Genomic DNA, 22,951 nt, shown 5'->3' with positions numbered 1-22,951 from the left:
TCAGAGAGATTTAAATTTTGTGGTGACCACGGCGGCCTGCAATTGGCTGAGCACGGTCGCGATCTGATTGCGCTTTTCCCTCACCACCAGGGCAAAGAACATTCCTGGCAAGGCCACCACCAGCCCGGTCAGGGTCGTGAATAGAGCCTCCTTCATGCCCTCGGAAATCATCTCCATCCCTTGCTTGCCCCCCCCGGCTCCCAGGCCGTCGAACATCGCGAGCATACCCATCACCGTGCCCAGCAGCCCCGTCATGGGTGCGGCTGCCACCAAGGTGGTGATGATGATCAAGCGCTGGTCAATCGATCGCACCAGAACATCGAACATCTCATCGAACCGCCGCTGCACCCGCTTCACCGAAATCTTGGGACCATGAACCGCATAGCGGATGATCTCCCCCACCCGGCCCTCCGCTTCTTCGGGACAGGCGATCCACCTCTCCCATTCTTCGCGCCGGGCAGTGGTGAGATTTCCTTTCTGCACGTAGATCACAGCCGCGATGGAGGTGATGTAAAGCAAGAGCGCGACCCCTGCGAGCGCGGCCATCACCAGCCCGCCCTCCCGAAAAATGTCGATGACTTCCTGAAAATTCGCTCCCATCGTCGTTCGCCCTACGCAGCCATTTCCTTCTCCTCGAAATCCTCCTCACCGCCGGGACCATTTTCCGGATCCCGGGGCTCTTTCTCTTCGAGCTCTGTGGTTCCGTTCAAAATCGCCAAAGCCACCCCCTGCGCGGTGTCAAAGCGGGAGCGGGCATAGCTCTTGAGCATGCCGTGGATGATGATGATGGGAATGGCAACCACAAGGCCCTCCGCCGTGGTCACGAGGGCGGCCCCGATCCCTTTGGAAAAGTTCTGGGCATTGCCCGTGCCATGAATCGCCATGGCATCGAAGGTCTGCATGATGCCGAGGACAGTTCCCAGCAGCCCCATCATGGGTGCCGCCGCCGCCACGAGGGCCAGAAAAGGCAGGAAACGCTCCAAGCGGGGTTGCACCGCACTGAGTTTCTCCAAAAGGGCATCTTCCAAAATCCTCCGCTTGCCATAAAAATTCTCCACTCCGGCTTCCACCATTTTGCCGGAAAGCCCCCGGATCGCCTCAGCTTGGGCTTTGGCGCTCTCCACCTCCCTCGCCAAGAGAGCGTCGACTATCTCGTTGACCTTGGCTCGCGAAGGGATGGTGAAATTGATGATCTCGATGAGCTTGAAGAGAGCGATGAGCAAGGCCACTCCGCCGAGAGCCAAGATGGCATAGCCCACCACGCCTCCGTCTTTAGCCCGGTCACCCAGGCTCGGGGTCTCATTCTTCGCCTTCAGGGCCTTCCCATTGGTGGCATCGATGGGCAGGTCCCCCGACCCGCTCTCCACGAGAGTCCGCATCTGCACGGCCTCCTCCCCTTCAAAAAGAGAAATCTGGGGAAACCCATTGCTACCCAATCCTGTCAACCCGGCCAAATCCTTGCCCTTGGCCGCAAAATAGCCCACTGGCCCCACCACCGCGAAGTCGCCATTAACGAAATCAGAACCCACCAATCCCCGACCGACGAAGCGACGCCCCCCGGCAGCCTCTTGCAGCCGCTGCGCGCCCACCTGGAGAGCTTCCAGCCGGGCTACCATTTCCGCCGCCAGGTCCTTTTCATGACTCGCCTCTTGGCGAGCCGCTTCGATCGCATCCTGATACAACTGCACTTCGGCCGGGTGCACGCGATTGAGAAAGCCTTTGGTGTAGCCATCGAGGACATTGCGGGTGTAGTCAAATTCACCCCGCCGACTGGCCAGCTCATCGTCCAAGCGCTTTTCCTTGCCCGCAATCTGTAGTTCCTGCGCAGTCAGCTCCCGCAGCTCTTTTTCCTTTTGACGATGCTCCGCCTCCAAGGTCTGCGCCTCGATGACGAGGGGACTTTCTTCCGCCGCGATGGCTTGCTCAATGCGCAGGTAGCCCTGCTGAGCGGATTCCAGATTTTGCCGCGCCTTGACGAGCGCGTCCCCGGAAGAGACCTGCCCCAGAGCAGCGCCCGCCGAGACGGTGAAAACGAAGAGAGAGAAGGAAAACTTGGTCATGAAATTCTCAATTAGCCGATTTAGAAAACTAGCGGGCCTTGCTCAGTCGACCGTGAGAGGCAGGGTCACCATTTGGGATTCGCCAGATTGATCGGCAGCCTGGTAAAGGGCCTGCACGCGCTCGGGAAGGCCTTCCCCACTGAGTTTCGCGAAGGTCCAGCCCTCGTCAGAGCTCCGGCCCACGAGAGCCACTTCAGCCGCATCATCCACCGCGTAGGCCACTGCGAGACCGAAATAGAGCACGTTCATTTGTTTCTCCACCTCGCCCACCCGCAGGGGATGGCTGACCGCCCACAGCTTGCTGTGGAAGCGCTCGCCCTCGGTGAGAATATGGACCAAGGGCTGGATGCGGGAATTCAATCCCAGCTTCTCCTTCTCATCCGGCTCGGCGGTGCGGTGCTCGGCCAACGATTCAATGGCTGCCTTCAGCTTGGGCGAGCCACTCTCACCACTGACATAAAACTCCGGCAACAAAGGGACCACCTGGGCCACCGCGGCCTCGACAGCGGGAAGACCGGCGCGGAGGGCTTCGCGGGCCTCGTTGAATTCTTTCTGCTGGGCCAGCTTTTCTTGGGAAGACTCATCCGCCAGTGCCAGGCGAGCTTCCATTTTGGCAATGTCGGCTTCGGCCTGCTGCAGCATCACCTCCATGCCCTCGATGGAATTCTTCAGCTCCTGTTGCCGGGTCGTCCAATCCGACTCCAATTCGTGAGTCTTCTCCACGGTCCCCATCCATTGGGAAATGACCGCCCGCAGTTCCACATGTTGCTCCGCCACCGATTGCGCGGCGGCGGGTAGAATGCCCGCCAGCAAGAGGGTGAGAGCCATGCCGGATGGAAAGATGGTGTGCATTGAGCGGCGGAAATAGGGAAGAGCGAGGCAAGTCACAATCGCGCTCAGGTGACGATTTAGTCACAAAAGCGGACTTCCCTCCGAAGAAAACCTCCACCTGACGAAAAATGAAGTCACCCCGCTTGGCGATCGGGGCCTCGACCTCCAAAAAAAAGGGCGACTCTCACGAGCCGCCCTTTTTTTCACATGTCCAGGAAAGTCAATCCGATCTCAGGCAAAAATCGAGGTCACCGGGGAACCCAGGCTTTCATCGGGACCGCCCATGCGGAAGGGACGTCCGCTGGGCGAGTAAATGACCTGCGAGTGGTCAAGTCCGAGGGCATAACCGATGGTGGCGTTCAGATCCTGCAGGGTCACCGGATTCTCGTCGGGCCGGTTGCCATTTTTATCCGATTTTCCGTAAGTGGTTCCGCCTTTGACCCCTCCCCCCGCGACAACCGTGCTGAAGCAAGCCGGGTGGTGGTCCCGACCATTGTTGTGCTCGGTAACGATGTTGGGAGAGCGACCGAACTCGGTCGCGATGACTACAAGGGTGGAATCGAGAAGACCTTTGTTGCTGAGGTCTTTGATCAAAGCCGTAAATCCTTGGTCGAGCACATTGGCGCGCGCTTCCACCGCAGTGAAGTTGTCGTAGTGGGTATCCCAGCCGCCGAGAGTGACTTCGACGAAACGGACTCCCGTTTCGACCAATCGACGGGCGAGCAAACATCCCTGTCCAAAGTTGTTTGATCCGTATTCCTCCCGCAGCTGGCCGGACTCGCGATTGATGTCAAAAGCCTCCAAATCGGCACTTTTCATCAGCTTGACCGCCTCATCGTAAAGGCTTTCGTAAGCCTTCACCTGTGGGACATTGTATTTCTCGTGGAATTTTTTATTGAGGGCATCGGCAATGGCCAAGCGCTTGTCGAAGTCTTCTTCGCTCACGGTGTGAGCCCTCTTGGAATCTTTCAGGCCCTCGTTGGCCCGGCCGAGAGGAACCCCCGCGTATTCCGCGCCCATGAAGCCGGAGCTGGCGATGCGAGGACTTCCTCCGACGGAAACAAAACCCGGCAGGGTGGCATTCTTGCGCCCCTTGAGCCGCACCACCCAGGAACCAATGGAAGGGTGGGTGATGGTGCCCCGTTGCGAATAGGAGCTGTGCAACATGTATTGCCCCTGCTCGTGGGCCCCCTGTTGCGAGGTCATGGAATTGATCACGCACATCTTGTCGGCCACCCCCGCCATTTTGGGGAGGTATTGCGAGAGCGCGAACTCGCCCTTGGTCGAGATTCCTTCCACCGGGCCTTGGACATCTTTGCCAGGCTTCAAGTCAAAGGTATCAAGATGGCTCATCCCACCTGCCATGTTGAGGAAGATCACATGCTCGGCCGGTTTGGCCCGTCCTTTGGCTGCTTGCGCGAAGGCCGGAGTGGCCAAAGTCGCCCCCAGCATGGGAGCCACCGTCACGCCCAGATAAGAGCGGGCGGCATTGATCATAAACTGGCGGCGGCCAAGCTCGTCGGCCTTATTAAAGTCATTGTGCTTCATAGTCTTCTTTCCTTCTCAAATTAGTTTTACTGAACGAACAAAAACTCGTGCGTCGACAAGAGTGCCGAGGCCAAGTTGCGGTAACTTTCTTGCGATCCGTCGATGACATCGCGCATAAGGAGCTTCATTTCCTCATCCGAGGGGGACCGGCCGAGAATGGCATAGTAGAGGTAGCGGACCTTGTCGCGGTCCGAACTTCCGGCTTCCAGCGCTTTGTAGAGGGCGGCATTGGAATTGCTCACCACCATGCTCTCCACGTGCCCGTTCATAATGGACAAGACTTGAGCCATGTTGGCTTCATTGGTGCCGGAATCGAGCAAGATGCGATCCGACTGCCCAAACTGGCGCAGGAAATGATTATTGGGAGCTGGCGAGGGTAACTCGGAGGCGCGCGCCAGTCCGCTGGCCGGTCCAGGGCGCGTGCTGCCCCGCATCATTTCCATGGAGGCCATTTTACCTTCGCCCCCTCCCTTGTATTTAATTTTCTGCAGCAGATCCTCCACGTAGGACCGGTATTCCTCCGCCGACCGGATGGCGAGCAGGTCAGCCGTCAGGCTCTCCATGGTCATCTCCCCCACCAAAACCGACTGATCGTTGTAGCGCACCACATTGCCAAATTCGCGCTTGGGCAGGTCGTCGGGATTGCCCTTTACGAGAGTGACCAGGGAATCCCAGACCTGCTCGGCAGTCATCCGCTCGAGCTGGCGCCCGTTAAAGGATTGCGGCACACCCGCATCAAAGGCCTCTGGATTTGCCTCGAACTGGAAAGTCTTCGTCAGCAACAAAATGTGCTGGAAGGTCTTCAAATCATACTGGATGTCCTTCATCAGGCGCACGAGATCCTTCACCAGAGCGGGAGAGACGGTGTCTTCCACATCCTTGAACTCGTCCACGGGCTCCCAAATCCCGCGACCCATGACCCGATGCCACATCCGGTTGACGATAGTGGCATTGAAGCGCGGATTATCGGGGCTGGAAATCCACTCGGCGAAAGTCTCGCGGGCATCGCCCTCGTCCCGGCGGTCCGAGGTGCGCACCCGATCACCAAAGGGCGTCTTGCCTCCAATCATTTCTCCCGGGTCCCCATCCCGGTATTGATAATCACTGGGCAACGGAATCCGCCCGCGGCCACCCCCACCCAGGGTCGGGTAGTGAATGTTGTCGCCCAGCCAATCCACCAGGCGCCCGAAATCCGAGCGTTCTTCCTTAGCATCCCGCACTTGGCGCCAGACTTGGTCCCACGGACCACTGTTGACTTCATGCTGATCGGCCACGAAGGCGGCCAAGTGGTAAAAGTCCATGCGCTCATACTCCCCGAAGGGATCATCATGGCACTGGGCGCATTCCATCCGGGTTCCAGTGAAAATGCGCATAGTATTGGCCAAATTGTCCAGCTCCATGCCCTTGTCTCGGATGAAGTAGCCAACCGCACCATTGCCCTCCGACCAAAGCGAGCCTTTGGACGCCAGTAAATCTTGAGCCATCTCGTCCCACGGCTTGTTCTCCGCCACCGACTTGTGAATGTATTCCAAGTAGGGGGAACTGGAAACCCGCCCCTCGTCAAAACTCTCTTGAGCCCGCAAAATATCGAGAACCCAATTGGTCATGTGGCTGCGATAACCATCGGAATTCATCAGATAGCCGACCAAGGCATCGCGCTTGCTTTCATCCTCAATTTCCAAGAAGGCGCGTGCCTCATCCAAATTGGGAATCCGCCCTGCGGCCACGAGGAAGCTGCGCCGCAGAAAAGTGGCATCGTCGACCACCCCGGGAACGGCCAACTTCTTGGCCTTATAAAGATTGGCCACATGTCGGTCCACCATGAGCGCAGATTTCTGCAGGAACTCGTCATCGATTTTCGGTTTGGAGCTCAGGCCCTGAGCCACCAGCTGGCAGGGCAAAAGCACGAGGGCGCACAAACTGCCCAATAGAAATGAGGGTTTCATCATCCACAACTTACGTGCCACACGAGTAAAGTTTAGAAAAAATGGCAAAGGCTCGCGAAATCTTTGCGATTAACAGTAAACTTCGCCGCAATTTGTTCAGAAAATGACTTTTTTTCGTTCGAAAGAACCCGCTTCGGACGTTTAGTCTGGCTCAGACTTATGAATCGACGTCATTTTCTAGCTACCGCCACCGCGACTGCCTTGGTCCCCCACCTCTTCGGCCAGGAAGAGAGCGAGCCTCTCTTCAAAATCTCGCTCGCCCAGTGGTCCAACCACCGCATGCTCAAAGCAGGCAAAATCAGCAATCTGGAATGGCCGGAATACACCCGGAAGACCTACGACATTCATGCTCTCGAATACGTCAATCAATTCTTCAAGGATAAGGCCGAAGACGAAAGCTACCTCGCTGAACTCAACAAGCGGGTCAGCGACCTGGGCATGAGCAATGTCCTCATCATGATCGATGGCGAAGGCCACATCGGAGCGAAAACCGAAGAAGGGCGCAACAAGACCGTGGATCAGCACAAGCGCTGGGTCACGGCGGCCAAAACTCTCGGCTGCCACTCCATCCGCGTGAATGCCTATGGCGACGGAAGTCCCGAGGAAGCCGCCAAACAAGTCACGGACGGCCTTCACAAGCTCGCCACCTTCGCCGCCGATCACGACATCAACGTGATCGTGGAAAATCACGGGGGAAATTCCTCGAATGGCGAATGGCTCTCCGGGGTGCTCAGTGCGGTCAATCTTCCCAACTGCGGCTCTTTGCCCGACTTCGGCAATTTCCACGGCTACGACCGTTATCAGGGCATCCGCGATCTCATGCCTTTCGCCAAAGGTGTCTCGGCCAAATCCCGGGAGTTTGATGAGGCGGGCAACGAAGTGCAGACCGACTTCCAAAAGGCGATGAAAATCGTTCTCGATGCCAAATACCGGGGCTATGTGGGAGTCGAATACGAAGGCGGGAAGCACTCCGAAGACGAAGGCATCAAGCTGACCAAGGCTCTCCTCGAAAAAGTGCGCGAAGACTACCAGGGCTGAGGAATTCTCTCCTCACCAGACCCAAACGACAGGGCGGAGCACGACTTTGACGTCTCCGCCTTTTTGCTGCTCATTTTCCTCAATCACCGTGGCCACTCCGTTCTCAAATTCAACCACCACTTTGGATTTTTCCTCTTGGGTGGTGTGGGTGTAGCGACGATAGACCGCTCCGGTATACGGATCGACAACGGGCTGATAGTGCTTCACCTCCTCATATTCGGCAAATTCCAGAGTTCCGCTGACCCCCTCTTTGCTCCGGCGCAGGGTCTTTTTCGTCGGCTCGCCCATCACCCGGCAAACCTCGTCGCGAGTCATGCCGAGTGCGATCTCGCCCTTGTCGATAAGCGCGCGCACTTCCATCTCGCGGGCATAGACCTCCTTCATGAGCTCCTGCACATTGCCCTCCCGGGCTCGCAGGAGTGAGGGCTTGACCCAGCCGATGCGCCCCTGCCCCTGCACCTTGCAGGCCCGGTTATCAAATCCAATCAGCTTGACCTTTCCCTCGGTAAGCACCCCCAATTTGCGTCCTCCAGTTTTGGTGGCGTAGACATGGGCGGGGGACGCCACGGTCAATTCGACCTCCTCCCCTTCTGGAAACAAGTCCGCCACATACACGACCTCCGGATCGCTATCGATGAGAGATCGGCGCACGGAAGAACGGTCCTCCGCCAGAGCCAGCAACGGAACAAGCAAGTGGACGAGAAGAGAAATCTTTGCGTTCATATCACACTCTACCGCCATTCAACGGCGGGAAAAACGGGAAAATTCAAGCCCCTCGAAAAAAACAGCCTCCCCCATCGTCCGGGGGAAGCTGTCGCGAAAAAACCAGCTGGCAAGATGAGCCCCTTAGCGGCCCCGGCGGGGAGGGCCACCCCCCCAGCCGCGATCGCCGCCACCGCCTTGGGCCCGCTCAATGAGACCCTCCACGAACTCTTGATCCACAATTCCACTGGATTGGAGAAAACTGGTCGCCGCTTCTTGATCCGCCCGCAGATAATTGATCGCGGCCCCACCGACAGCTCGCATCCGATCGCGCTCGTCGCCGATACTGGCCGCCAGATTGATGGTTTGCTCGGGATCGGCATCTTGCGCGGAGAAGACATAAGTCTGCACCGCACGATCGCGCACTTCGTTGTCCGGCAGGGTGCCAATCACAGCCAGGGCCTGCTCGGGATTGTTGCGGGCCAAGGGAGCCATGGCCTCGCGCATGGCATCGGCCTGGGCTTCCGGACTCCCATTGGCGAGGAGATAGCTCATCGCCTCTTCCGGGTTTTCATTGGCCCAAGGCTCGATCACATCGTCAAGAATGCGGTCGCGCTGCTCGCCCTCGGGCAGCAACTTCCATTTTTCCGCCGCCATCTCGGCATCGCGCTCGGCAAGCCCCTGCACCCCTTCGGCAAGCACGGAGGCCATCTGCTCCGCAGGCAGGCCCCGGGCCCAGCTTTCCATCGCATCCCAGTCTTGCTTCGCCCACTCATCTGCGAGGGAGGCATAGGCAGCATCCTTGGCTTCGCCGTCCAGACCATTGGCCATGGTGAGGGCCGCAGCCGGATCCTTCAAGGCCACCTCGCGAATGATATTTTCCACCGCGCCATTGGACTCACGCCCCTCCAGCGTCTTGGCCCAAGCCATGGCAGCTTCCGGGTCCTGACGGGCCCACTCGGTGGCGATCGTGCCCGCCGCCCCGCCACCACGGCGTCCGCCCATCATCTGGAACTCCTGTCCATTTTCGGCCAGATATTGGGCTGCGGCCTGTGGATCATTGGAAGCCCAACCCGCCAAAATCGCGGGACGGGCAAAAAATCCTTCCCGGCCCATTCCCTCGGAAAAGGCCAAGGCACCCAGCGGATCCACTTCCGCCCATTGGGAAAAGAGAAGATAAGAAGCCAACATGCGCTCGGAAAAAGGCAATTCGTCCAAACGCTCGGCCTCGGCCGCAAATTCAGCCGGATCGAGATTACCATAGAAATCCAGCATCAGCTGCACTCGCTCGGATTGGCTGGGAACAGCGTGAATGTCGGTAATCTTCCGGATCACATCCCGGCTGGTGGAAGTCTCGACCGCCACCACCCGGGCCCGCTCGGTCTTTGTCGCGGCGGCAGCACCATTGTCGCTGTCCCCCGAACTGGCGCCCCCGGAAATCACATAGCCGCCCACTCCCCCTAAGAGAAGCCCACCCACACCTACTGCAATGAGAGAGTTGTTCATATCTGGCCCTTGAACCGCCGGGCGCGGAAAAAGTTGCAAAAAAAATGCAGAGACGGGGATCGCCCGCCTCTGCACTCAAAGAAAAAACACTCGCGGCTCAAATCCGGGTCTCGATATCAGCCTCGAGAGCCGACCACATGGCCTCGAGCGACTCCCGCACGCCCACCTTGCTAGCCGCCAAATCCGCTGGCTGGGGCGCATCCTTGCCAAAGAGGTAATACTTGATTTTGGGCTCGGTGCCACTGGGCCGCACCGCGAAGACCCGGCCATCCTCCAGCTCGACGATGATCATGGCCTGCGCGGGAATCTCATCCCCTTCTTCGTCAAAAATAGTGTCGGTATTGAAATCCCGCACCTTGACCACCGGCACGCCAGCCACTTCCGTGGGCGGATTCTCGGAATAGCTCTTCGCCAATTTGGCGATCTTGGCCGCTCCCTCCGCCCCTTCCATGTAGATGGACTTCCCGATCTCGAGATGAACGCCGTATTCCTGATAGACCTCGTCCAGCAGGTCGGTGACCTTGACTCCCTTGCTCGCAGCATAGGCCACCAGTTCGGCGAACATGACCACCGCCCCATTGCCGTCCTTGTCGTGCACGAAATCCGCGCCGAGATAGCCGTAGCTTTCCTCGCCCCCAAAGACAAAGAACTTAGAGTATTCCAAGCGCAGCTTGCGGCTCTCCTCCTCACTGAGAGAGCGATAGTCGGTCACCTTGTCCTTGGGAATCGCCTCTTCATATTTGCGCAGCTTGGCCGCGATCCACTTGAATCCGGTCAGGGTGTTGACCACCGAAATACCGTTCTGGTGGGCAATGGTGTCTTGCAGAGTGCTGGTGACGAGAGTCTTAATCAGGACGGCACGGCTCCGGTTGGATTCGGTGAGCCAGCCCTTCTCGAACATCGTTTTGATGCGATACCAGGCCATCAGGGAGCCGATTTGGTTTCCGGTCAGCAGCTCCATCTCACCGGCCGCATTGCGCACGGCCACTCCCATACGGTCGCAATCCGGATCGGTGCCAATGACGGCATCAGCCCCTTCCTTCTTGGCCAAATCGATCGCCATTTGCAGCGCTTCCGCATTCTCAGGATTGGGCGACTTGACGGTGGGGAAACGGCCATCGGGGACTTCCTGCTCCGGCACGGTGAGCACCTCGAAGCCAAGCTTCTTCAGCAAAGGAATGGTGATGTGTCCGCCCGTGCCGTGAATGCTGGTAAAGACCACTTTGGCCGAGCGGCCATCCAAAAGCTCGGGTTGCAGGAGAAGAGTCTGGGTCTCCTGCATATAGACCTCATCCGCCTCCGCTCCCAGAACAGTGACCTTGCCTTGCTGATCCGCGGGCAGAGCTTCATAAGCCGCACTTTCCAAGGCATTGACCTCGCCAATGATTCCACTCGCGGCGGGCTCGACAATTTGCCCCCCGTCGTCGAGGTAAGCCTTGAAGCCATTGTCGTGGGAAGGATTGTGACTGGCGGTAAGAATCACCCCCCCGGCAGCATTGATTTTGCGAATCTGATAGGAAATCTGCGGAGTGGCCCGAGGACCTTCGAAGAGGTAGGCATCACAGCCCAGATCCGCACAGAGCTTGGCACAATATTCCGCGTAATCGCGGGAAAAGTGGCGGGTATCATGACCGATCACGAAGCGAGGCTTGTCCTCACTGCTGTTGGCCTTCACGTAGCGGATGAAGCCCTGCATGGCCCGACCGACATTGTGATAATTCATTGTCGCAGTCCCTTGGCAAGGATGCTCGGGACGGTCGAGAGGTCCCCCCGCTCCCTGCTCGGCGGCGGTCACCACCTTGCCGATGGTGCGCCCCCGCAAGCCCCCGGTCCCAAAGGCCAGGGTCTGATAAAAGCGATCATTGAGCTCTTCCCATTGCCCTTGCGCGACCAATTCGGCCACCGCAGCTTCCGCCACCCCATCGCCCGCGCCCCGCAAGTAGCTGGTGATATTGTCCTGTGAACTGGCGAGAACCTTTCCTTCTTTCACCGCCTCTTCCAACGCTGTTTTCCAATCGCTCATAAACGCCGTTGAGGCTAGCGGGATGCCACTTTTTGTCGATGACGAAGCCCGCCAAGGCTGCTTTCCCATTCAAAAAAAAAATCCGGTCCCTTCGCAGGAACCGGATTCTTCACTAAAAGAATGACGAAAAGGCTCAGGCGCTTTCCTTGACCTCTTCGGGAGTGGAATCAGCTTCCGGCTCGTCAGCCGCTTGTTCGCCAGCGGGAGCTTCGCCTTCTTCCCCTTCTCCCTCGGGCTTCGCCTTGGGAAGGGGAGCCGGCTCTTCCACCGTGAACTCGATGTCCACCGAGCGGTGGCTTTGGAAGCCGGTGCCCGCCGGGATGAGGTGACCCATGATGACGTTTTCCTTGAATCCGGTCAGTCGGTCAATCTTACCCATGGTCGCCGCTTCAGTGAGCACGCGGGTGGTGTCCTGGAAGGAGGCTGCCGAAATGAAGGACTCGGTTTCCAAGGACGCTTTGGTGATCCCCAGCAGGACGGGCTCCGCTTCAGCAGGCTTACCACCTTGCTCGGCGAGTTGCTCGTTCACTTTCTTGAAGGTCACCCGCTCCACCTGGTCACCCCAGAGGAAGTCGGAGTCACCGGGCTCGGTGATGCGGACTTTGCGCAACATCTGGCGAATCACGACCTCGATGTGCTTGTCATTAATCTCCACCCCTTGGGCACGGTAAACAGACTGCACCTCGGAGACCAAGTGCTCTTGCAGAGCCTGGGTGCCGCAGGCTTCGAGGAGATCCTCGGGAGCCACCGGACCCTCCGTGATTTGGTCCCCGCGCTTGAGAATATCTCCCTCGGTGACGATGATCTGGCGCCCCATGGGCACGAGGTGGTCGACGGACTCGCCGCTTTCCACGTCGGTGACGATGACCTTCTTCTTCCCGCGCACGGTGCCGCCGAAGGAGACTTCACCGTCGATTTTGGCGATGACGCAGGCGTCTTTCGGACGACGGCTCTCGAAGAGCTCGGCCACCCGGGGAAGACCACCGGTAATGTCCTTGGTCTTGGCCACTTTCCGCGGAGTCCGGGCCACTTGCGTTCCCCCAGCCACTTTCTGGCCTTCCTTAACCGAAAGGTGGGCGCCGACGGGAATGGAGTAGGCGGCGAGCACTTCCTTGCTCTTCGGATCCACAATCACCACCTGTGGGTGAAGGTCTTCCTTGTGCTCGGTGACAGTCATCCCCTTCTTGCCAGTTTCCTTGTCGGTCTCGGTCTGCACGGTGATGCCCACGATCATGTCGCGGAACTCCACCTTACCGGGCTTCTCAGCAATAATCGGCACGGAGTGCGGATCCCAAGTCAGAATCTGGGAACCTTTTTTGACCTCGGAGCCTTCGGCAGCCTGAATGATGGAGCCGATGACCACCTTGTGGGACTCCAGCTCGAGGCCGTCCTTGTCGCGAATGGAAACTTTTCCGTTCTTGTTGAGAACGACGAAGTTGCCATCGACATCTTCCACCACCCGGAGGTCGATGTAGGCGATGAAGCCGTTGTTCTTGGCTGCGATGAAGGGCTGCTTGGAAGCACCAAAGGCCACCCCACCGGAGTGGAAAGTCCGCATGGTGAGCTGGGTTCCCGGCTCGCCAATGGACTGGGCGGCGATAATCCCGACCGCTTCCCCAATTTTGGCCATGGCATTGGTCGCAAGATTCAGGCCGTAGCACTTCACACAGCAACCACGGTCTGCTTCGCAAGTAAGAGCCGAGCGCACCTTGAGTTGCTCCAGACCAACGGTCTCCACGCGGTTGGCGGTCTTCTCGTCGATGAGTTGACCGGGCTTCAGAATGACTTCCTTGGTGACCGGATCAGTCACTTTCTCCAGAGAAACCCGACCATAGATGCGGGTGGCCAGCGAAGTCGACTCCTCATCACCACTGTAGATGGTGTGGAGGCTGAGACCGTTGACGGTGCCGCAATCTTCCTCGGTGACGATGACGTCCTGGGAAACATCGACAAGCTTCCGGGTCATGTAACCGGAGTCCGCAGTCTTCAGAGCGGTATCAGCGAGACCCTTCCGCGCACCGTGCGTGGAAATGAAGAACTCCAATACCGAAAGACCTTCGCGGAAGTTCGAGGTGATGGGGCGTTCGATAATCTCACCGGAAGGTTTGGCCATGAGGCCGCGCATCCCGGACAGCTGCTTGATCTGGTTCTTGTTACCCCGGGCCCCGGAATCCACCATCATGAAGAGAGGGTTGGCGAGGGTGCGGCCTTCATTGAACTCGATCTTGCGGTAAAGAGCACTCGCAATCTGGTCCGTCGCCCGGGTCCAGATGTCGACCACTTTCTGGTAACGTTCCCCATTGGTGATGATACCATTGCGGTAGTGCTTGGTCACGGTCTCGATTTCGGCGTAAGCCTTGTCGACCTCGACCTTCTTCTCCTCCGGAACCACCATGTCGATGATGCCGATGGAGATACCGGAACGAGAAGCTTCCTTGAAGCCGAGCTCCTTGAGCAAGTCGAGAGAGGCCACGGTGGCACTGCGGCCAGCAGCCTGGAAACAACGCCAGATGATGTTACCAATCTGCTTCTTGCCCACGGTCTCATTCACGAAACCAAGGCTTTTGGGCCAGATTTCGTTGAACCGCACGCGGCCAGGAGTAGTGATGATGTGACGGGACTCTTTGTCCCCCATGATGGTGTCCTGCCCATAGTTGGGGTTCCGCAGACGGATCCACTGGTGATAAGTCACTCCGCGCTGGGAAATGGCGTATTCCACCTCGTTGGTGTCCGAGAAGGACGGCAGGGACTCCTCGCTGCTCGGCTTGACCGCCGAACGAACGTAAGTGAGGTAGTAAATTCCCAGAATGATGTCCTGAGAAGGAGTCGCAATGGGTTGGCCACTGGCGGGCGAGAAGAGGTTGTTGGGCGCCAGCATGAGCTGACGGGCCTCCATCTGTGCTTCCACCGAAAGAGGCACGTGCACCGCCATCTGGTCGCCATCGAAGTCGGCGTTGTAAGCCGAACAAGTCAATGCGTGCAAACGAATGGCCGAGCCCTCGATCAGGACCGGCTCAAAGGCCTGGATGGAAAGACGGTGCAGAGTGGGAGCCCGGTTCAAGAGGACCGGATGCCCCTTGGTCACCTCGGCGAGAATATCCCAAACCTCGGTGGTCTTGCGATCGATCATCTTCTTGGCCGAACGCACGGTGTGGCAGTAGCCCAACTCCTTGAGACGGCGAATGATGAAGGGCTCGAACAAGGTAAGAGCCATCTTCTTCGGCAGACCGCACTGGTGCAGCTTGAGCTCGGGACCAATCACGATCACGGAACGACCGGAGTAGTCCACCCGCTTCCCGAGAAGGTTCTGGCGGAAGCGACCGCCCTTGCCCTTCAGCATATCGGAGAGCGACTTGAGAGGACGGTTGCCCGCCCCGGTCACCGCACGACCATGCCGACCATTGTCGAACAAGGCATCCACCGCTTCCTGCAACATGCGCTTCTCGTTGCGGATGATGACCTCGGGAGTCTTCAACTGCAGAAGGTTGCGGAGACGGTTGTTCCGGTTGATGACGCGACGGTAAAGGTCATTGAGGTCGGAAGTGGCAAAGCGGCCCCCTTCCAAAGGCACGAGAGGACGAAGATCAGGCGGAATGACCGGCAGGACATTCATGACCATCCACTCGGGACGCGTATTGGACTCGTGGAAGCCCTGGGCCAGCTTGAGACGCTTGGCGAGCTTCTTCCGATTCTGCTTGGAGCGCGTGGCCTCCATTTGCTCTTCCAGGTCCGCAATCAAAGCGGGCAAATCCACCTGCTTGAGAGCTTCTTGGAGAGCTTCCGCTCCCATCGCGGCCCGGAAGTTGTCCTCACCGTAGTCATCCTCAGCATCGCGCAACTCGGTCTCAGTCAAAAGCTGACCGAGTTCGAGCGGGGTTTTGCCCGGATCGATGACCATGTAGTCCTCGTAGTAAATCACGCGCTCGAGCTGACGGGCGGCCATATCCAGGACGAGACCGATGCGGCTGGGCATGCACTTGTAGAACCAGATGTGGCTCACCGGCACGGCCAACTCGATGTGGCCCATGCGCTCGCGACGGACGCGGCTCAGGGTCACTTCCACCCCACAACGGTCGCAAATCACACCCTTGTGCTTGATGCGCTTGTATTTGCCACAGGCACACTCCCAGTCCCGGGTGGGACCAAAGATTCGCTCACAGAAAAGACCGCCCTTCTCGGGCTTGAAAGTCCGGTAATTGATCGTCTCGGGGTTCTTGACCTCGCCATGACTCCAGCTCCGAATGGTCTCGGGATGGGCAACGGTGATGGCGACGTGATCGAAAGCCTCCGGCTTCTCATCCACCCCGTAAAGGTCACGCAAATTGGTTTCAACGCTCATAAATAGGAATTCGTATTAGGTTTCGTTCGGGGGTTAGATGGTGAGATCGTCCAAGGAGAAGTCGTCGGAGAGTCCCACCCCTTCGCCAGCTTCTTTTGCAGCCAATCCGCGACCAGGCTTCACATCGAGGCCGAGAGATTGCATTTCCTTGATCAATACGTTGAAAGATTCAGGAGTTCCCGCTTCCAGGGTGTTATCCCCTTTCACGATGGACTCATAGATTCGGGTCCGGCCCTGCACGTCGTCGGACTTCACCGTCAGAAGCTCCTGCAGGGTGTAGGCCGCGCCATAGGCTTCGAGAGCCCAGACCTCCATTTCCCCGAAACGCTGGCCACCGTATTGGGCTTTACCACCCAGGGGCTGCTGCGTAACGAGCGAGTAAGGTCCGACCGCCCGAGCGTGGATCTTGTCGGCAATGAGGTGGCCGAGCTTAAGCATGTAAATCTGCCCCACCACGACCGGCTGGTGAATGGGCTCACCGGTGCGGCCATCATAGAGCGTGCTCTTACCAGCGACGGTGCCATCCTTGCCATCACCAATCCAGTGATAGCCATCCACCTTTTTCGCTTCGCTCAGGTAGTCCCAGATTTTCTCCTCTTTAATACCGTCGAAAATAGGAGTCGCGACTTTGAAGCCGAGAGCCTTGGCCGCCACTCCGAGGTGGGTTTCCAAAACCTGTCCCACGTTCATCCGCGAAGGCACCCCGAGCGGGTTGAGGCAGATATCGACCGGAGTTCCGTCCGAAAGGAAGGGCATGTCGGCCTCAGGGACGATGATGGCCACCACCCCTTTGTTTCCGTGACGACCCGCCATCTTGTCACCCACCGAGAGCTTGCGCTTCTTGGCGACAAAGACCTTCACTTCCTTAATCACGCCGGGATCGACCTCGTCACCACTCTCGATCTGGTCGAGACGGCGCTCACGATCGGAATCGAGCTCACCGAAGCGACTCTCGAATCCAGAGATGATCTCGAGAATCTTGTTCCGGATCGGGCTGGGATCGATTTCGATGTGATCGTGGGCACTGGCCAGCTTGCGAAGAAGGGTCTTGGTGATCTTGCGGTTGGCCGGGATGATGATTTCCCCAGTCTGGGCATTGACCACGTCGAGAGGAATCTTCTCGCCCAAAAGAATGTCGGAAAGCTTCTCGGTCAGGTCGTCGGTCAGCTTGTCCTTCTTCTTCTTGTAATCGTCGTTGATCTTCTTGAGTTGCTTCTTGGCCTCGGCGGAGTTGACCTCCTCGTTGCGGGCACGGGCCACGCCATGGGAGGACATGCGGATTTCCTGCACGATACCAATGGTGCCGGAAGGAACCCGCAAAGAAGTGTCCTTCACATCGGCCGCTTTTTCACCGAAAATGGCGCGCAAAAGACGCTCTTCGGGAGCCAACTCGGTTTCGCTCTTGGGTGTTATCTTGCCCACGAGGATGTCGCCGGGATGAACCTCCGCCCCGACGCGCACAATGCCATCATGATCGAGGTTTCTGAGCGCTTCTTCACCCACATTGGGAATATCGCGCGTGATTTCTTCCGGTCCCAACTTGGTGTCCCGGGCCGCGACATCGAACTCACTGATGTGAATGGAGGTGTAGACATCATCCTTCACAATGCGCTCGGAAATCACGATGGCATCCTCGAAGTTATAACCATTCCAAGGCATGAAGGCCACCAGCACGTTACGACCAAGGGCCAATTCGCCATCCTCGGTGTTGGGTCCATCCGCCAGGACGTCCCCCACCTTCACCTTGTCGCCACGACGGGCGAGCGGCTTCTGGTTGATGCAAGAACCGGAGTTCGAGCGCATGAACTTGCGCAAGGGATAGACGAAGATGCCTTTGTCCGGCACTGTCTTGAGAACCTCGGGAGAACTGAGGAATTTCTCGTCGGAAATGGGCAGCTCGCCGTCCTTGGTGGTGACGATAAATTCCGCCGTTGCCGCAGCCACGACGCCATCGCCTTCCGCCACGATGACGGCACGGGAGTCGCGGGCAGCCTTGCCTTCCAAACCGGTGCCCACGAAGGGAGACTCGGAAACGAGAAGCGGAACCCCCTGGCGCTGCATGTTCGAGCCCATCAAGGCCCGGTTGGCGTCATCGTGCTCCAGGAAAGGAATCATTCCCGCTGCCACCGATACCAGCTGCTTGGGAGAAACGTCCATATATTGCACTGTATCGGGAGTGACTTCCAGGAATTCACCGCGCTCACGGGCAGTGATGCGCTCATGCACGAAGCTCCCATCTTCTTCAATGGGGTTGTTGGCCTGCGCAATGAGGAAGCCTTCCTCCTGGTCGGCGGTCAAATACTCGATGTTCTTGGTCACTTTGCCATCCTTCACCTGACGGTAAGGAGTCTCGATGAAGCCGAACTCATTGATCCGGGCGTAGGTGCACATCGAGTTGATGAGACCAATGTTGGGACCTTCCGGAGTTTCAATGGGGCAAATCCGACCGTAGTGGGAGGGGTGCACGTCGCGCACCTCAAAGCCCGCCCGGTCGCGGTTCAGACCACCCGGTCCCAGTGCCGAGAGACGACGCTTGTGCGTCAACTCTGCCAAGGGGTTGGTCTGGTCCATGAACTGGGAAAGCTGGGAACGACCGAAGAAATCCCGCACCACCGCGCTGAGCGCTTTCGGGTTGATGAGCTTCTGGGGAGTCATGCCCTCGATGTTGACATCGAACAAGGTCATGCGCTCCTTCACCAGACGCTCGGTGCGCGCCAAGCCCACGCGACATTGGTTGGCGAGAAGTTCGCCCACCGCACGCACGCGGCGGGAACCCAGGTGGTCAATATCATCGAGAACCCCTTCCCCGCGCTTGAGCTTGAGGAGATACTTCATCGCCGCGAGGAAGTCCTCGTTGACCATGATGCGCTCGTTCGGATCGACCTGGAGACCGAGCTTCTGGTTGATCTTGTAGCGACCAACACGAGTGAGATCGTATTTCTTGGGATCGAAGAAAAGACGCTTAAGCAGCGCACGGGCATTGGCTGCAGTAGGCGGATCGCCGGGGCGCAACTTCTTGTAAATATCCTTCAGGGCGGACTCTTCGTCGTGAGCGGGATCCTTGCGCAGCGACTTGAGAAGAATTTCGTCTTCGGTGGAATCGATCACTTCCAGAGAATTCACTCCCAACGCGAGCAACTGGTTCACCACCCCGATGGTCATGGGCTCGTAGGCCCGGGCTACCACGATTTCGCCATCATGCACATCCTCGAAGGGAACCTTGGAAGCAAGTTCGTCCTCGTCCATCCCCTCGCTCAGAGCCAGAGTCTGCACATTGTAGAAATTTTCCACAATATCCCGATCGGTGGGATAGCCCAGCGCCCGCAGGAAAGTGGTCGCCAAGAATTTACGGCGGCGGCGGCGGCGGTCGAGATAGACGTAGAGCAGATCGTTGGTGTCGAACTGGGTTTCCAACCAAGAACCGCGGTCGGGAATGATGCGGAAGGAGTGGAGAATCTTGCCGTTGAGGTGGACGGAAGTTTCGAAGCAAATACCGGGAGAACGGTGCAACTGGGCCACAATCACGCGCTCGGCACCGTTGATAACGAAGGTGCCGCGACGAGTCATCATGGGCAACTCACCCATGTAGACACGCTCCTTTTTGGTCGCGCTCTCATCCTTGAGCTTGAAAGTTACATAGAGTGCGGAACTGAAGGTCTCTCCGGTGCGGAGGGACTCAAGGGAACTCATCTTCGGCGCCTCAATGTCATAAGCCACAAAATCGAGCTCGACGGAATCGTCGTAACTCTTGATCGGGAACACCTCTTTAAAAACGGCTTGCAGACCCGTCTCCGCCCGCTGCGAAGGTGGAATGTCTTGTTGCAAGAAGTCCTCGTAAGACTTGCTTTGGACCTCGATCAGGTTTGGCGGTTCAATGACCTCTTTGATTGTTCCGAAGTAACGGCGTTCCATCTTAGGTAGTTAGTTTTGTTGGGCGGTGGCGCGAGCGAACCGCGGGCTGGTTAAATAGGGGCGGGAAACAAAAATTTCCCTATGTCAAAATTTCGGACTGTGCGGCTTCTGACGTCTGGAAAATCCTCGAAAAAATCCCTGACACCAGAAGCCGAAAAGTCCGAGGAGGCACGAAGCCCCCTCGGATTATAAGAAATCCGTTGATTACTTGAGTTCGATTTTGGCACCAGCCTCTTCGAGAGTCTTCTTGGCAGCTTCGGCAGCTTCCTTGTCGACGCCTTCGAGGAGAGCAACGGGAGCACTCTCGACCATCTTCTTCGCGTCTGCAAGTCCGAGACCGGAAACAACGCCACGAACAGCCTTAATGACTGCGATTTTGTTGCCACCTGCTTCGGCGAGAACGACGTCGAATTCAGATTTTTCTTCTTCAGCAGCAGCTTCGCCACCGCCTGCAGGCATTGCCATCATGGCAGCAGCCGGTGCAGCAGCGCTCACGCCCCACTCATCTTCCAATTTCTTCACAAGCTCAGCCGCTTCGAGGACGGTCAGCTTACCCAATTCTTCTGCAATGCTATCAATATCAGCCATTTTTTTGTTTTTGGTTGGTGTCGTCGCGGACTGGAAGCCTCCAATCCATTTCAGTTCTCACAGCCGTGAGCCCCGACTAGGGACCATTCCCTGCACAACCGCGGGCTGCGAAAACCCACGGCATCCGTTCGAAAGTCTCAAAATATCTCTTAGTTTCTCCGCCAAAACCAGTCTCCCTGCCATCTTAAGAAAGCGAGGGGCGAGATGTCTTCACCAGTGACACCCTTCGATCAAGTCTTTTTTTGGAAAAAACGCAAAAAAACGGTGATTTTTCCTCCTCAGGCAGTTTCTCCGCCCCAGAACCCCAATCCAGACGATTTTCCCCCTCCGGTTCAACGCTTCTCAGCGCGTTTGGCCTTTTGCTCGGCAATCCATGCTCGATCCTTTTTCGAGAGATGGCTTTCCTTGGTGCGATAGCGTTCGCCATTGGCCCCGATAAGAAGGAGTTCTCCCTCGTCATAGGCCGCCAGGCGAGCCAGCAGGCGCAGATCATTTTTACCTGTCCAGCGTCGATAACCGTCCTTGACCAAGCGCTCCTCGAAAACCCGCTGGCGCTCCGCACTATTGATCGCCGCCGTCCGCAAGAGTCCCCAGACATATTCATCAGTCCCGGCCCGATAGCCCCTTTCATTCATCACCACCGAGCCATCAGTGGCAATCACCATAATGGTCGGAAAGCCTTTCACCTTGTAGCGCGATTTCAACGACTCAAGATACCGTTCCTTCTTCAGGGCCAGGGCCTGCTTGTCCCTATCGGCCGCGTTCCGATCCTTGACGTTGAAGTCGAGCCGCAGACGCACGAAGTGCTCGCCTGCCCACTCCGAAAAGTCCGGTCTTGCCAAGAGTTCGCGCTCCAGCCCAGCCGAGGCCGGGCTCCCCCCGCTCCGTGGCCCCGGGGTGTTGGTGAAGAGAATGAGCAAAGGCTTGCCCTCCGACAAAGAGAGCTGCTTGGCCACGGTGTGGCTTTCCTGCCAATCTTTTTTGATGACTCCGAAAAGACCTTCGATCGCTTTTTCCGAGGCCGCGATATCATCCGGATCGGTAAAAATCATTTCCTCTTCGGTCGGCAGGCCCACGATGCCTCCCGCCAAGGCCGGATCCTCGCCCGCCTCCAGGACCCGCTGCTCCGCCTCGGTCACCCCCGTCCGCACCGTGCCTCCTCCCCCGGCGCGCAAATGGGAGGGGACCTCGGGGATTTTTCCAAACTTGTCTTTCTCCTCCTCCGACTGGAAGCGTGAACGCAAGCCACAAGAGGTAGAGAGAAACCCGAGCACGAGGAGAAGGCAAAACCGGAACGTCACCCCGCCAAGCTAGCGGTTTTCTTTCCTCCTGACAACCTCCAGCTCCGCTACCGCCTTCCCTTTCCATGCAAAATCAGCGGGCAAATTGCACTTCCTCCCTTTCAATTTGAACGATTCGGCCAGCCTGACATTTCACCTCTCAAAATGAAATCCCCTCGTCGTCAGAGTCTTTCATTTCCTACGACCGACTGGCGAAGCAATTGCTCAAAACCGGGCCAGCGAATGAATCGCTGAACCCGAATTGAAAATCCAAATGAAAACACACCTATTGACCACCGCCGCTTTGCTTCCTTTCGCCTCCCTCCAGGCAGGCGAAACCGTCACTCCGGTTGTGCCTCAAGAACCCGCCACCCCCGTGGTCTACGACAGCTATTCCGACCTCGACTGGTTCTTTGGCGGCAGCGCCGGCTTCCTCATGGACGCGGAGGAAGGCTTCTACTCTGCCCATCTCGGTAAGGAATTCTACCGCAGCAACAACTTCACCCACTCTCTTTACCTTGAGGTCGGTTACTCCGATTTGGAAAATGACGGTAACGAACTCGATCTGGAAGACGCCTTCAACTTCGACCCCGGCGATAGCTTCACCGGAGATGCTGACATCGAAGCCACCTTCATCCCCATTACCCTGAACTATAAGGTCGACTACATGTTCAACGACCGCTTCAGCATCTTTGCGGGAGCCGGAGCCGGCGTTGCCCTCCTTGATATCGACGGCGATTTCAACGATAGCCCCAGCCAAATCAACGAGGACGGCAACGACAGCGAGACCAGCTTCTACGCGCAAGCCTTTGCCGGAGCAGAATATCGCTTGAGTGAGAACTTTTCCCTCTTCGGGGGCGCCCGCTATATGTTTATCGACGATTATGAGGTGACCACCGACAGTGGCACGACCGTCGATGTCGATGAAAATGACGACGTCCTCGTCGAGCTGGGCGGACGCTTCCGCTTCTAACTTTCCCCGAACACCTCCCCCCTCACAAAAACCCATCCCCCCCCCACTAAAAAAGCTCTGGCTAACCCGGCCAGAGCTTTTTTCTGTGAAATCCCCAACTTGTCGAGCTCGGGGGATGTCCCACAGGTCGTTAAAACTCTCGGTGGTCGTTGGCGTGAGATTGGCTATTTATTCGTCGAGTTCAAGGTTGGTGTTGAGGCTTCTG

At 57.6% G+C, this 22,951-nt stretch carries 14 protein-coding genes; 2 read left to right on the top strand and 12 right to left on the bottom strand.

The window, feature by feature from the left end; translation table 11 throughout:
• From JIN78_RS07870 to JIN78_RS07850, 5 genes are all read right to left on the bottom strand, one after another.
• Nucleotides 1-600, bottom strand: coding sequence for a MotA/TolQ/ExbB proton channel family protein (locus JIN78_RS07870; RefSeq protein ID WP_200391408.1), 600 nt, complete (start codon nucleotides 598-600; stop codon nucleotides 1-3).
• Between the two features lie 11 nt (nucleotides 601-611).
• Entirely contained in the window at nucleotides 612-2,060 is a 1,449-nt protein-coding gene (locus JIN78_RS07865) for a MotA/TolQ/ExbB proton channel family protein (RefSeq protein ID WP_200391407.1), read from the bottom strand.
• A gap of 42 nt (nucleotides 2,061-2,102) precedes the next feature.
• The gene (locus JIN78_RS07860) at nucleotides 2,103-2,912 is read right to left on the bottom strand and encodes a DUF3450 family protein (protein ID WP_200391406.1); all 810 of its coding nucleotides are present in this window, start codon (nucleotides 2,910-2,912) and stop codon (nucleotides 2,103-2,105) included.
• A gap of 210 nt (nucleotides 2,913-3,122) precedes the next feature.
• Nucleotides 3,123-4,439, bottom strand: a complete 1,317-nt coding sequence (locus JIN78_RS07855; protein ID WP_200391405.1) for a DUF1501 domain-containing protein — start codon at nucleotides 4,437-4,439, stop codon at nucleotides 3,123-3,125.
• A 26-nt stretch (nucleotides 4,440-4,465) separates the two neighbouring features.
• Nucleotides 4,466-6,385: a DUF1549 domain-containing protein gene (locus tag JIN78_RS07850; protein ID WP_200391404.1), complete on the bottom strand. Its 1,920-nt coding sequence runs from the start codon at nucleotides 6,383-6,385 to the stop codon at nucleotides 4,466-4,468.
• Between the two features lie 159 nt (nucleotides 6,386-6,544).
• Here JIN78_RS07850 and JIN78_RS07845 point away from each other — a divergent pair, with 159 nt between their 5' ends.
• Nucleotides 6,545-7,423 (top strand): sugar phosphate isomerase/epimerase family protein, encoded by an 879-nt coding sequence (locus JIN78_RS07845; protein ID WP_200391403.1) that lies wholly within the window; start codon nucleotides 6,545-6,547, stop codon nucleotides 7,421-7,423.
• 12 nt (nucleotides 7,424-7,435) lie between these two features.
• On the opposite strand, the gene JIN78_RS07840 is transcribed toward JIN78_RS07845, so the two are convergent.
• The 7 genes from JIN78_RS07840 to JIN78_RS07810 form a co-directional block, all read right to left on the bottom strand.
• Nucleotides 7,436-8,146, bottom strand: a complete 711-nt coding sequence (locus JIN78_RS07840) for a hypothetical protein (protein WP_200391402.1) — start codon at nucleotides 8,144-8,146, stop codon at nucleotides 7,436-7,438.
• A gap of 123 nt (nucleotides 8,147-8,269) precedes the next feature.
• On the bottom strand, nucleotides 8,270-9,631 hold the full coding sequence (locus tag JIN78_RS07835; RefSeq protein ID WP_200391401.1) for a hypothetical protein: 1,362 nt from the start codon (nucleotides 9,629-9,631) through the stop codon (nucleotides 8,270-8,272).
• Nucleotides 9,632-9,728: 97 nt separating this feature from the next.
• Nucleotides 9,729-11,654: a phospho-sugar mutase gene (locus JIN78_RS07830; protein ID WP_200391400.1), complete on the bottom strand. Its 1,926-nt coding sequence runs from the start codon at nucleotides 11,652-11,654 to the stop codon at nucleotides 9,729-9,731.
• 133 nt (nucleotides 11,655-11,787) lie between these two features.
• Nucleotides 11,788-15,993 carry a DNA-directed RNA polymerase subunit beta' gene (gene rpoC, locus JIN78_RS07825; protein WP_200391399.1) on the bottom strand — a complete coding sequence of 1,402 codons (4,206 nt, stop codon included), beginning with the start codon at nucleotides 15,991-15,993 and terminating at the stop codon, nucleotides 11,788-11,790.
• 33 nt (nucleotides 15,994-16,026) lie between these two features.
• On the bottom strand, nucleotides 16,027-19,905 hold the full coding sequence (gene rpoB / locus JIN78_RS07820) for a DNA-directed RNA polymerase subunit beta (RefSeq protein ID WP_200391398.1): 3,879 nt from the start codon (nucleotides 19,903-19,905) through the stop codon (nucleotides 16,027-16,029).
• A gap of 204 nt (nucleotides 19,906-20,109) precedes the next feature.
• The gene (rplL, locus tag JIN78_RS07815; RefSeq protein WP_200391397.1) at nucleotides 20,110-20,493 is read right to left on the bottom strand and encodes a 50S ribosomal protein L7/L12; all 384 of its coding nucleotides are present in this window, start codon (nucleotides 20,491-20,493) and stop codon (nucleotides 20,110-20,112) included.
• Nucleotides 20,494-20,825: 332 nt separating this feature from the next.
• A complete protein-coding gene (locus JIN78_RS07810; protein WP_200391396.1) occupies nucleotides 20,826-21,794 on the bottom strand; it encodes a thioredoxin family protein in 969 nt (322 codons plus the stop codon).
• Between the two features lie 253 nt (nucleotides 21,795-22,047).
• Here JIN78_RS07810 and JIN78_RS07805 point away from each other — a divergent pair, with 253 nt between their 5' ends.
• Nucleotides 22,048-22,746 (top strand): outer membrane protein, encoded by a 699-nt coding sequence (locus JIN78_RS07805; RefSeq protein WP_200391395.1) that lies wholly within the window; start codon nucleotides 22,048-22,050, stop codon nucleotides 22,744-22,746.
• Nucleotides 22,747-22,951: the final 205 nt, after the last annotated feature.

This window comes from Roseibacillus ishigakijimensis (assembly GCF_016595415.1).
GTDB classification, from domain to species: Bacteria; Verrucomicrobiota; Verrucomicrobiia; order Verrucomicrobiales; family Akkermansiaceae; genus Roseibacillus; species Roseibacillus ishigakijimensis.
The sequence above is the reverse complement of the archived record's forward strand: the minus strand, read 5'-3'. Positions and strand labels throughout refer to the sequence as shown.